This window comes from Anaerobacillus sp. ABR4_321 (assembly GCF_056158505.1).
Genome location: NZ_JBSWTK010000001.1, coordinates 394306 through 406060, shown reverse-complemented (window position 1 = coordinate 406060; position 11755 = coordinate 394306). Strand labels below are relative to the sequence as shown.

Here is an 11755-nt window from a genome sequence, read left to right as displayed (position 1 = left end):
TGGAGGCTTTTATATGAAGAAAAATACGGTCGTGATGATCATTCTCTTACTAGTAGTCGGGGTATTATCGGCATGTGGGGACAAGAGTAGTGAAGCGAGCAAGTTAGAAAAGAAAGAATTGATACTCGGAGGAACGATTCCGTATAGCGATATGCTAGAAAAGGGTGTTAAACCTTATCTTGAGGAAAAAGGGTACTCGGTTACGATCAAGGAATTTAATGATTATGTTCAGCCGAACCTAGCCTTAAAAAGCGGGTCGATCGATGCCAACTTGTATCAGCATGAGGTATATATGAAGGCATTTGCGAAAGAAAACAATATGGACTTAAGCGGTGTGATCAGAGTGCCCACTGCTCCGATCGGAATCTACTCGAACAAGTATGATTCACTAGACGAGATCGAAAAGGGGAGTACGGTAGCGATCGCTAATGATCCGACGAACCTTGCACGTGGTCTAACAGTTCTACGTGATAATGGAGTCATCGAATTTGATGACGATGTTGATCCTCTAAAAGCTTCAGTAAAAGACATTACGAAGAACCCGAAAGACCTTGTCTTTAAGCCTGTTGAAGCAGCACAGCTTCCAAGAACGCTCGATTCAGTCGATGTATCGGCAGTGAACGGTAACTTTGCGATCGCGGCAGGTATGGACCTAAACGATGCGATCGTGAAAGATAAGCTGCCTGAGAATATCATCAACCAGGTTGTTGTGAACACGGCAGATAAAGATGCGCAGTATGTGAAGGATATTGAAGAAGCAGTAAGGTCTGATGAATTTCGAAAAGTCATAGAAGAAGAGTTCCAGGGCTTTCATCAGCCTGAGTGGTTTAAACAAAAATAACAGTCTGCGAAAGGCTTCGGTATTGAACCGAAGCCTTTTCTCGTTCCAGACACCGTGTTTTGTTTTTGTAATTGTGTGAAAACATAGTAACTTACTAACGTGTTGTTTCCTATTTTTGTTACAATAAGGATATGAGTACTTAGACATTATGTTTAATAGGTAAAGATACCTATATCGAATACAACTACCTTGTAAAAGGTTAATGGAGGAATCGTTCATGAGCTCAGAGTACCAGTACGATACGTACCAACCATCTGTGAAAAAAGTCATAGAAAATATCGAAAATGTCATGGTAGGAAAAAGGGAGGTTACGGAACTTAGTCTCGTTGCACTACTAGCAGGCAGCCATGTCCTTCTTGAAGATGTTCCAGGTGTAGGAAAGACGATGATGGTGCGAGCACTCGCGAAGTCGGTGGGGGCGGGTTTTAATCGTATTCAGTTCACCCCGGATCTACTGCCATCTGATCTAACGGGAGTCTCCGTCTTTAATCAAAGAGAAATGATGTTCGAATTTCGAAAAGGACCACTTCTAGGAAACATTATTCTAGCGGATGAAATCAACCGTACCTCTCCTAAGACACAGTCTGCGCTGTTAGAAGGAATGGAAGAAGGGAGTGTAACGGTCGATGGAGAAACGCACATTCTTCCGCAGCCATTCTTCGTTATGGCGACACAAAATCCAATCGAGTATGAAGGCACGTATCCACTACCTGAAGCTCAGCTCGATCGTTTCTTATTAAAATTGAAGATGGGCTATCCAACGCCTGAAGAAGAGCTCGAGGTGTTGAACAGAACGGAGCACGGTCATCCGATCGATATGATTGAATCAGCTCTGGAGATCGCTGAGTTGATCGACATGCAGAAGAAAGTGAGAGAAGTGTTCGTCGAGCAATCTGTTAAGCAGTACATCATCGACATCGTGAGCCGTACGAGGCATAATACATCGATTTATTTAGGAGCGAGCCCTCGAGGGTCCCTATCATTGATGAAAGCGGCGCAGGCGTATGCGTTCATGCGGAATCGTGATTATGTGGTTCCAGACGATATCAAATACTTAGCACCTTACGTTTTGTCACACCGTGTGCTGTTAAAATCAGAAGCAGCGTTTGAAGGGCAGGAGTCTGAGCAAATTATACGAGAGATCGTTCAACGAGTAAAAGTACCTCTCATCCGAGAAGAGAAAGTGAAATGAGAGAGAAGCTTTCACAAAATCGGGTATTGAAATTCTTCTTTTTATTTCTCCTCCTACTGATCACCTTTTCATATGCGATGTTCCAGGGCGGGTTTGTTAGCTGGTTTCTCTTTTATGCGTTTGTCCCTTTCGTCATTTATTCTCTCGCACTGCTTTTCTATCCACTGGATGGAATCAAGATGACGAGAACGATTAATAAGATGGAATTGGTAGATGGGCAGGAGCTGAAAGTGACGATTCACGTCACGCGCGCCAATCGTTTTCCTCTCTTTTATTTGATCGTAGAGGATCTCTTGCCTGAGCGTTTATTCCCGCTTGCTTCAGAACAGTCGTCTCGGTATCAAAGAGGTTCATTAGCGCTTCTTTTCCCTATGTTTAAAAAAGAATTGACGTATTCTTATCACATTAATCCGATCCCAAGAGGTGAATATCACTTTCACTCGTTGCGGTGTAAGGCGGGCGATATGTTCGGTTTTGTTCAGCATGAAAAGAAGCTGAAAGTCGAGCAATCTGTATATGTTCTTCCAAGCTATCAATCTATTACATGGACGCCTTATCGCCAGCAGCTTTCTGGGACGAGGCCATCTCCTAGAAAAGCAGACTTTGATTATTCAACAGCGGTAAGCGTACGAGATTATGTGCCAGGTGACAAGTTGTCATGGATCGATTGGAAGTCAACTGCGAAAAGCACGAAGTTATTGACAAAACAGTTCGAACAACAGGTGAGTCGTGACTTCATGCTGTTTCTAGATCGCGAGGAAAAACACTACGGACGTGATTATTCGCCCCTTTTTGAGAAGGCGGTTCGACTTGCTGCTTCAATCACGCATGCTGCGTTAAAGCAGAATGCGATGATTGGCGTCGTTTCCTCAGGAAGAGATCACACGGTTTTGAGTGTGAATGGCGGCAAGGCCCAGCGTAGAAGAATCTTTCACCATCTTGCTAGAGTAAGTCCTAATGGAACGTCTTCCTTCGATACCGTTATTAAGAGAGAAGCGCACCATTTCCCGGCAGGAACGGGTGTGTTTATCGTGAGTCCTTCTCTTGATGCCGTCTTTCTTTCTACGTTAAAAGAGCTTGTATCAAGAAAAGTACAGGTGGAATTTTTTTATGTGACAGAAAATATCAAACTCGCTGAGCAAGCAGAACTGAACAAGCTCATTCAATTCGGAGTAAAGGTTCATGCGATATCAGGCGAGGTTTTCAATGAGGAACTAAAGGTAGGTGGGAAACGTGCAACAAACTGATCAGAAATTAGACTGGATTTATTCCCTTCTCCTTTACGGTCTAGGTTTCCTCTTATTCTGGGAGTGGCTGAGGCCTCTTTCTGTCATTTCAGATACCGGGGAAACGGAAGTATTTATCCTATTCACAGCCTTTTTGTTTTTGATGTCCTATTTTCAAATACCATTTTGGCTATCGTTTCCGATTAAGGGAGTCGCGATGATCTATGCGCTTCATTCGCTTTTCTTCCCTGGCAGCTTTTTTGAGATGATGTGGTTTGACTACTTACTCTCAGACCTTGGCAAAAATATCGGTTTGATGTTCGATGCAAGTTGGGGTGAATTATCCAACCTGTTCAGGACACTGTTGTTTTTTATTTTGTTATGGCTGATTAGCTACCTCATGCAGTACTGGCTGATTCAAACGAGGAGAATCTTTCTCTTCCTAGTCGTTACCATTGTTTATATATCTGTGATCGATACGTTCACGGCTTATAACGCTGATGTTGCGATCATTCGCATCTTGATCATTGGTTTTGTATTATTAGGCTTGCTCCAGATTCTACGAATTCAAGAGCAAGAGGGCGTGACGTTTTCTAAAGGCAGATTTCCAGTGTTCTGGCTTATGCCTCTTGTTGTAATCATTGCGTTTTCTTCCGTGTTTGGCTATCTCGCACCGAAGGCTGAACCACAGTGGCCAGACCCTGTACCGTTCATTAAGAAGACAACGTCTTATGAAGAGGGTAGCGATGCGAAAGGAAATGGCATTAGTAAGATTGGCTACGATGAAGATGATTCGAGACTTGGCGGTCCGTTTATTGAAGATGATACGCCGGTTTTTACTGCAAAAACAGAGGAAAGAGGCTACTATCGAGTAGAGACGAAAGACGTGTATACGGGGAAAGGTTGGGACGTTTCTCTCCCTGATCGAAGAATTTTTGAAGGGCGAACCGACCTTTTGTACGAAGAAAGCGTTGAAGTTGAAGCCTTAGATGCAAGGCTATCGATGAGTGGGGAAGAGGAGTATGACTTCATCATCCACCCTGGACAAGTAACTGATATCGACGTACCCGATGATGTGCAGATGTTAACGAACGTCGTTTCAGGAAAAGTGTTCACTCAAAAACTGGCAGAGCCTTTCGTGCTCGATAACTACGCAATGTCCTATGAAAGTCCGACCTTCTCAGAGAAGTTGCTTAGAGAAGCACCTGAAGAGTATCCAGAATCGGTTCAAAATCAGTATCTTCAGTTACCTGAATCACTGCCAGAGCGTGTTTCGGAACTTGCTGAACAGATCGTAGCAGAAGAAGATAATCCATACGATAAAGCGAGAGCGATCGAGAATTACTTTGTTGGTAATGGATTTGTTTATGAAACGAGAGATGTATCGATTCCTGATCAAGATGAAGACTATGTTGATCAATTTCTTTTTGAAAGTAAACAAGGATACTGCGATAATTTCTCAAGTTCCATGGCAGTCCTGTTGAGAAGTCTTGATATTCCGGCACGCTGGGTAAAAGGTTTCACTGAAGGTGAGTACGTGAGCACAGATGGCGATTACGGCGAGTATCAGGTCACAAATAATAACGCGCACTCTTGGGTAGAAGCGTACTTTCCAGGTGTAGGCTGGGTACCGTTCGAACCAACCCGTGGCTTTACAAGCTTAGCTGACTTTGTTTCTGATTATGATGCTGAAGGCGGTGCTGAAGCAGAAGCTCCTGAACCGACTACACCAGAAGAAGAGGAAACTCAGAACCAAACAGAGCAAAATGAACAGCAATCATCTTCAGAAGGTTTCTCATTATCATGGAACTGGACGATCTGGCATACGATCGGCTTAGTCATGGTGCTTGCAGCGTTCATAGTCTATGCGTTTAAAAATTACAAGAAGTGGATCAAACGCTTTTTCCTTCGTAAATACCATAAGCGTCATGATAACAAAGCGCTCTCTGAAGCGTACTTTAGGCTTCTATGGTTATTGGAACTTCATGGAATTAAACGCGGAGAAGATCAGACGTTACGCGAGTATGCTGTGAAAGTTGACCATCAACTCGGCACACAAGACATGAAGGTTTTAACGAGACGTTATGAGGAAAGTCATTATCGCGGGAAACCTTCAGAATCTAGTTGGAACGAAATGAAGGAATTATGGGAAAATTTAATTAAAAAGATGCAATCTTGACCGCTTGATAGACGGTTGATAGAATGAATCCATAGTTTTAGCGAGAATAAGAGTCACCTTCGTATATCCCTGGGAATATGGCCCAGAAGTCTCTACCGGATCACCGTAAATGATCTGACTATGAAGGCAGATATTCCTAGTTAAAGCCAGGATTCTGCCTTTGTACCATGGCAGAGTTCTGGCTTTTTTTATAGTACAGGGCAATTTTTTTATTAGAGTAGTTAAAGCTAGACGAGACAAAACTACTGAAGACTAAATAGAAGTGAGGGAATTAGATGTTAGAAGAACAGGAATCCATTATTGTCCTCGACTTTGGAGGACAGTACAATCAGCTAATCGCAAGACGTATTCGTGACCTCGGTGTATTCAGTGAATTACATCCAAACACCATTACTGCTGAAGAGGTAAAGAAGATCAATCCAAAAGGGATCATTTTCTCTGGCGGGCCAAACAGTGTGTATGGTGAAGGAGCACCTCGCTGTGATGAAGAAATTTTTGATCTTGGCATTCCGGTTCTTGGCATTTGTTATGGTATGCAGCTTATGACGCACCATTTTGGTGGAAGCGTAGAAGCAGCGAAACACCGTGAATACGGGAAAGCGATGCTCGACATCACGCACCAATCGCCGTTATATGATGGCCTTCCAGAAAAGCAATCCGTTTGGATGAGTCATGGTGATCTTGTAAAAGCACCACCAGAAGGATTCGATGTCGCAGCAACAAACCCATCTTGTCCTGTCGCTGCAATGAGCGATTCTTCTCGTCACCTTTATGGCGTACAGTTTCATCCAGAAGTTCGTCACACCGAGCACGGGAACGAACTACTGAAGAACTTTGTTTACAAAGTGTGTGAATGTGAAGGAAACTGGTCGATGGAAAACTTCATCGATGAACAGATCGAGACGATCCGCGAATCTGTTGGCGACAAAAAAGTTCTTTGCGCACTAAGTGGTGGCGTAGATTCTTCAGTCGTTGCGGCCCTCGTTCATAAAGCGATCGGTGACCAGCTAACGTGTATGTTCGTCGATCATGGTCTTCTTCGTAAAAACGAAGCGGATAGTGTGATGAAGACGTTCGGAGAAGGGTTCGAAATGAATCTGATCAAGATCGATGCTTCTGACCGCTTCCTATCTAAGCTTAAGGGCGTAACAGATCCAGAGAAGAAGCGTAAGATCATCGGGAACGAATTTATTTACGTGTTTGAAGAAGAATCTGAGAAGCTTGAGAATATGTCTTTCCTTGCACAAGGTACGCTATACACGGATATCGTTGAAAGTGGAACAGCAACGGCACAGACGATCAAATCCCACCATAACGTAGGTGGTCTCCCAGAAGATATGAAGCTCGACTTGATCGAACCGTTAAACATGCTATTTAAGGATGAAGTTCGTAAAGTGGGTACAGAGCTTGGCCTGCCGGATGAAATCGTGTGGAGACAGCCGTTCCCAGGACCAGGTCTTGGTATCCGCGTAATCGGTGAAGTAACAGAAGAAAAGCTGAAGGTCGTCCGTGAATCTGATGCGATTCTTCGTGAAGAAATCAAAAAAGCCGGCCTTGATCGTGAAATCTGGCAGTACTTCACCGCGCTTCCTGACTTCCGTAGTGTCGGCGTCATGGGTGATGCGAGAACATATGACTACACGGTTGGCGTACGTGCTGTAACATCGATCGATGGCATGACATCCGATTGGGCGCGCATTCCGTTCGAGGTTCTTGAAATCATTTCAACTCGTATTGTGAATGAAGTCGACCACGTAAACCGCGTAGTGTATGATATTACGTCCAAGCCGCCTGCTACAATCGAGTGGGAGTAAACACGAACGAAAGATAAGTATATATTAAAAATGTTCGTATTTACTGTTGACGCGTAAAGTTGTAATTGATATACTGCAAAAGTAAATAAAAGAACGACAATCCATCGTATAACATCGGGAATAAGGCCCGAAAGTCTCTACCAGGTTACCGTAAATAACCTGACTACGAAGGAAACAGTGAGAGAAGTGAACCGTTTGGCTCTTGAAGCATAACGGTTTGCGATCTTTCTTTTCCTATTAGTCCGCTCCGGGTAGAGAACCCGGAGCTTTTTTTATTTTTACGACGGATGTTGAAATAAGGGGGAAGTAAGATGGAGCGATTTTTTCGCTTTCAAGAGCACAACACAACGTACAAAAAGGAATCGATTGCCGGTTTAACAACCTTTCTTTCGATGGCATACATTCTGTTTGTTAACCCATCTATCCTAGCGGATGCTGGAATGGATCAAGGAGCCGTTTTCGCAGCGACGGCGTTAGCAGCTGCACTCGGTACGCTGATCATGGGTCTACTCGCTGGCTATCCAATTGCATTAGCACCTGGAATGGGATTGAACGCATTCTTCACCTATTCCGTTGTAACGGTAATGGGAGTACCTTGGGAAACGGCACTTGCAGGTGTTTTAGTTTCAGGACTTATTTTTATCATCATTACGATTTTTAAAATTCGAGAAATGATCATCAACGCTATCCCGATGGAATTAAAATACGCAGCAGCGAGCGGAATCGGACTCTTTATTGCGTTTATCGGACTGAAGAGTGCTGGAATCGTTGAGAATAATGACTCAACGCTCGTTCAGTTAGGAAATCTGTTATCTGGTTCAACGCTACTAGCGGTATTCGGCCTTATCATCACGGTAATCCTCATGGTTCGAAACGTAAACGGCGGAATCTTTTACGGAATGGTGATCACAGCGATCGTAGGAATGATCTTTAATCAGGTGCCAGTTCCGGATAGCGTCGTAGGAAGTATTCCGAGTCTTGAGCCAACGTTTGGTGTAGCACTTGGTCATCTTGGTGACTTGGTATCGATCGACATGCTAGTTGTTGTTCTTACGTTCTTGTTCGTCGATTTCTTCGATACAGCTGGAACATTGATCGCAGTTGCGACGCAAGCAGGAATCATGAAAGACAATAAGCTTCCTCGTGCAGGAAAAGCGTTGTTCGCTGATTCATCTGCAACGGTACTTGGTGCTGTACTAGGAACATCAACGACAACAGCATACATCGAGTCTTCATCAGGTGTAGCAGCAGGTGGACGGACTGGTTTCACTTCGGTCGTAACGGCTGGACTGTTTCTTCTCGCATTATTCTTCTCACCATTATTAGCTGTTGTAACACCCGCCGTTACGGCTCCTGTTCTAATTATCGTAGGAGTTCTAATGGTCAGTGTTCTTGGTAAAATCGAGTGGAATCGTTTTGAAATCGCTGTGCCAGCATTCCTAACGATTATCGCAATGCCGCTGACGTACAGTATCGCAACTGGAATTGCACTCGGATTCGTTATGTATCCAATCACCATGCTAGTAAAAGGTGAAGGAAAGAACATCCATCCGATCATGTATGTGTTGTTCTTCGTATTCGTTGCGTATTTTGCATTCTTAGCATAGATTACGAGTTTAATAGAAAACAGACAGCAAACCGCTGTCTGTTTTTTTATATTTATTTTCCAATATTTAGGGTTAAGATGTTCTTTCTCTTGGGTATAAAGTTATAAAAACTATGGATCGATCAGAGCATTATCGGTGACTTTTTTCGTCTTTTTCTGGAAAATCCATTTTATGGTCGATTCGCACACAAAATTTTACACTTTTATGCGAATATAGCAATGTGAAAAAAATTAGGAGTAGGGAGATTATATGAAAATCGTACTTGATGAATCACTAGGGCTTCAATCACTCCAAAGCGAGAACATACGTATGAAACCGATCAATATTAAGGGTGCTGATGGTTTAGAAAACTTTCTCGAAAAGGATGATGCAAAATTCCTACGATCAAAGAAGGTTCCGATTGCCAATTGGCAGCTAGAAGAAGAGATTTCCTACTTCATCGATCGATTCCCATCAGGTAGTCGGATCATTTATTTCTATGATCCTCATGTCCAACCGGCGGATGAACTTAGTAAGTTATCAAACTGGCTCATGAATGAAAGGTCTGTGATCACGATTCCAGCTCCCGATAACCGAGCGCTGCTCTACATGCTCGTTGAAAAAGTTCAAGCTTTAACCAATCCAACGAAACAGGAAGTCCTGCGTTGGGTTGAGTGGCAGGTTCGATCTGTATCGGGAACGGTCATCTCTCAAAAGCCAGCCGTTTTCTCGAATGGAAGGATGCTTCGTACATATCGAGCACCGAAGAAAGACATCTACAAACGAGCAGTTTGGAAAAACGAAGCACTAACTGTAGAAGGATCTGGGAGTCTATCAGGATTATTAGAAGCCGCCACTACTTCGGCTGACTCAGAGTATTGGGTTGTGAAAAAAGGAGTGTCTGACTCACTGAGAGCAGATCATGAGATCGAGATCGCGAAGCCCCATCTTCCAGTTAACATTCCATTTATTCATATCGCTCGTATTCCTATTACGAATCGTTGGGGTGAATCAAATGATTGATGCAAAAAGAAAAGCACTTATCTTTCTTACACTTGCTTTTATACTTGCCGTCGTCGCGGCTGGCTTTATTTTAAACCAAATTCGAATGGCTCAAGAGTCGCTCGGTGAAACGGTGAAAGTCGCAGCGGCAGGATCTGATATCCGTTCCTATACGTCTCTTGAAGAAAGTGATATCGAGTGGGTGGAGATGCCGAGAAGCAGTCAGGTATCCTCATTCATACAGGATGAGAAGGACCTAGAAGAAGCCATTGCGGTCGTGAACTTAAACGATGGCGATATCCTTACCAAGAACGTCGTGAGGAAGAAGCTGGATATCCCTGCTGAGAATCGGGTCGTGTGGTTGAATCCAACTTCTAATGTCGTGATCGACCAAGCGATCACAGAAGGTGATCTTGTTGATGTGTATTCCGTTATGGAAACAAAAAGCGGTGTAACAACTGAGCGCTTGCTTGAAACGGTTCCAGTCGTTCAACAAGAAGAGCTTCAGACGGATAACGACGATGAGTCGTTTGGTCCTGCAATCAGAGTATCGCTGGACCTAGAACAAGCTGAAAAGCTGATACATGCTCAAAATGCTGCCAAACAGATCCGTATTCTTCGTGTGAATCAAATTGCAGCTGAAGCTGAACAAGCGAAGAAGGAAGCTGAAGCAAAGAAAGCGGCGGCTGAGAAGGAAGAAGAAGCGAAAGCAAAAGAAGCTGCTGAAAAGAAAAAAGAAGCTGAGAAAAAAGCAGCCGAGGATGATGCTGATGAGGAGTAAAGCGGGGTGGATGAGATGAGTTCTTCGTATAAGTCATTAATTTTATCTAAGAAAGAAGATGTTATTGAATCGGTGAAAAGGGAGCTTTTAGAAAGCGGAGTCGATGTTGTGACTCAGGAAGAATGGAAACCTTCTTTCTCTGAAACCTTTCAATTTTACTTTGTAGATAGTGATGAGCTTGAGGCTCTGCAAGCCATTACGGTCCCTACTTCAAGTTTTGTAATCGGAATTACAGAAGATCGTTCGTTTGATGAAGGTAGACGGTGGGTGAAGGCCGGTGCCTATGACGTAATGGTCTTCCCAGATGAGATCGATCGTTTGAGTCAACTAATTGTCGATATCCAGCAAAGTCTTGAATTAACGGAGCAATCATTTAATCGCGATTCTGGGAACGGCATCGTTCATGCCTTTTATAGTGCAAAGGGTGGCAGCGGCACGACGTTACTATCGATCTTAACTGCTCAGTCACTTCGCATTCACCATGATAAGCGCGTTATTCTCATCGATTTAAACGCGCAGTTCGGCGGGGTTGAACCAGCACTTGGGCTTGAATTTTCAAGGTCGTATTATGATTTACAGCCTGTCCTTCAAGAGCTCTCGTTACACCACATCGAGAACGTATCGATTAGAGATGAACGGACGGGTATCGATGTGTTAACAGGGCCCGCAAATCCAGCTAAGGCAGAAGAGATTAACGAAGAGTTGATCACGAAGGTGATTCGAACGTGCCGAGCTCACTATGATCATGTGATTCTAGATGTGCCTTCAGCGATCAGCACGATTAGTTTTACAGGTTTATCAGAGTCGACGGCGATTCATTATATTCTGACCCCGGATAGCCTGGGGCTTCGGGCTTTTAAAAATGCGATGGATCTATTCGAGCGTTTCCAATTGAGTGGACGCAATCACCCTGTGTCATTGCTTTTAAATCGAACGCATCCAAAAGGTGAGCTAGCGGAAAAAGATATCGCGAGACTTCTTTCAAAAGAAGTGACTGCTTCGGTTCGTTCAGATTACTTCGGCTTACAACCGGTTCTGAATATGGGAGAGCCATTTTATAAAAAGAAAAATGATCGTGGGCAGTCGAAAGCAACGAAGGATATGAAGCTCTTTGTTGACAAAGTGCTGATGTAG

General features: G+C 43.7%; 9 protein-coding genes and 2 riboswitches. All 9 genes read left to right on the top strand.

The window, feature by feature from the left end; genetic code table 11:
* Positions 1-13 precede the first annotated feature (13 nt).
* Positions 14-841 carry a MetQ/NlpA family ABC transporter substrate-binding protein gene (locus tag ACXADT_RS02175; protein ID WP_474833119.1) on the top strand — a complete coding sequence of 276 codons (828 nt, stop codon included), beginning with the start codon at positions 14-16 and terminating at the stop codon, positions 839-841.
* A gap of 217 nt (positions 842-1058) precedes the next feature.
* Entirely contained in the window at positions 1059-2033 is a 975-nt protein-coding gene (locus ACXADT_RS02170; protein ID WP_270182987.1) for an AAA family ATPase, read from the top strand.
* Positions 2030-3280, top strand: a complete 1251-nt coding sequence (locus ACXADT_RS02165) for a DUF58 domain-containing protein (RefSeq protein WP_474833117.1) — start codon at positions 2030-2032, stop codon at positions 3278-3280. The genes ACXADT_RS02170 and ACXADT_RS02165 overlap by 4 nt, the downstream gene beginning before the upstream one ends.
* Positions 3267-5438 carry a transglutaminase TgpA family protein gene (locus tag ACXADT_RS02160; RefSeq protein WP_474833116.1) on the top strand — a complete coding sequence of 724 codons (2172 nt, stop codon included), beginning with the start codon at positions 3267-3269 and terminating at the stop codon, positions 5436-5438. Before ACXADT_RS02165 ends, ACXADT_RS02160 begins: the two co-directional genes overlap by 14 nt.
* Before the next feature lie 39 nt (positions 5439-5477).
* A riboswitch (purine riboswitch) is annotated at positions 5478-5579 on the top strand.
* Between the two features lie 134 nt (positions 5580-5713).
* On the top strand, positions 5714-7252 hold the full coding sequence (guaA, locus tag ACXADT_RS02155; RefSeq protein ID WP_474833114.1) for a glutamine-hydrolyzing GMP synthase: 1539 nt from the start codon (positions 5714-5716) through the stop codon (positions 7250-7252).
* 84 nt (positions 7253-7336) lie between these two features.
* A riboswitch (purine riboswitch) is annotated at positions 7337-7438 on the top strand.
* Between the two features lie 125 nt (positions 7439-7563).
* Positions 7564-8859 (top strand): NCS2 family permease, encoded by a 1296-nt coding sequence (locus tag ACXADT_RS02150; protein ID WP_270182991.1) that lies wholly within the window; start codon positions 7564-7566, stop codon positions 8857-8859.
* Between the two features lie 249 nt (positions 8860-9108).
* A complete protein-coding gene (locus tag ACXADT_RS02145) occupies positions 9109-9861 on the top strand; it encodes a hypothetical protein (RefSeq protein WP_474833113.1) in 753 nt (250 codons plus the stop codon).
* Positions 9854-10621 carry a CpaB family protein gene (locus tag ACXADT_RS02140; protein ID WP_474833111.1) on the top strand — a complete coding sequence of 256 codons (768 nt, stop codon included), beginning with the start codon at positions 9854-9856 and terminating at the stop codon, positions 10619-10621. Before ACXADT_RS02145 ends, ACXADT_RS02140 begins: the two co-directional genes overlap by 8 nt.
* 15 nt (positions 10622-10636) lie before the next feature.
* Positions 10637-11755, top strand: coding sequence for a CpaE/TadZ family protein (locus ACXADT_RS02135; RefSeq protein WP_270183004.1), 1119 nt, complete (start codon positions 10637-10639; stop codon positions 11753-11755).

Excerpts from the sequence above, each read along its gene's own strand:
- ACXADT_RS02175 (WP_474833119.1), top strand. The coding sequence starts at position 14 with ATGAAGAAAAATACGGTCGTGATGATCATTCTCTTACTAGTAGTCGGG.
- ACXADT_RS02170 (WP_270182987.1), top strand. The coding sequence starts at position 1,059 with ATGAGCTCAGAGTACCAGTACGATACGTACCAACCATCTGTGAAAAAA.
- ACXADT_RS02165 (WP_474833117.1), top strand. The coding sequence starts at position 2,030 with ATGAGAGAGAAGCTTTCACAAAATCGGGTATTGAAATTCTTCTTTTTA.
- guaA (WP_474833114.1), top strand. The coding sequence starts at position 5,714 with ATGTTAGAAGAACAGGAATCCATTATTGTCCTCGACTTTGGAGGACAG.
- ACXADT_RS02150 (WP_270182991.1), top strand. The coding sequence starts at position 7,564 with ATGGAGCGATTTTTTCGCTTTCAAGAGCACAACACAACGTACAAAAAG.
- ACXADT_RS02145 (WP_474833113.1), top strand. The coding sequence starts at position 9,109 with ATGAAAATCGTACTTGATGAATCACTAGGGCTTCAATCACTCCAAAGC.
- ACXADT_RS02140 (WP_474833111.1), top strand. The coding sequence starts at position 9,854 with ATGATTGATGCAAAAAGAAAAGCACTTATCTTTCTTACACTTGCTTTT.
- ACXADT_RS02135 (WP_270183004.1), top strand. The coding sequence starts at position 10,637 with ATGAGTTCTTCGTATAAGTCATTAATTTTATCTAAGAAAGAAGATGTT.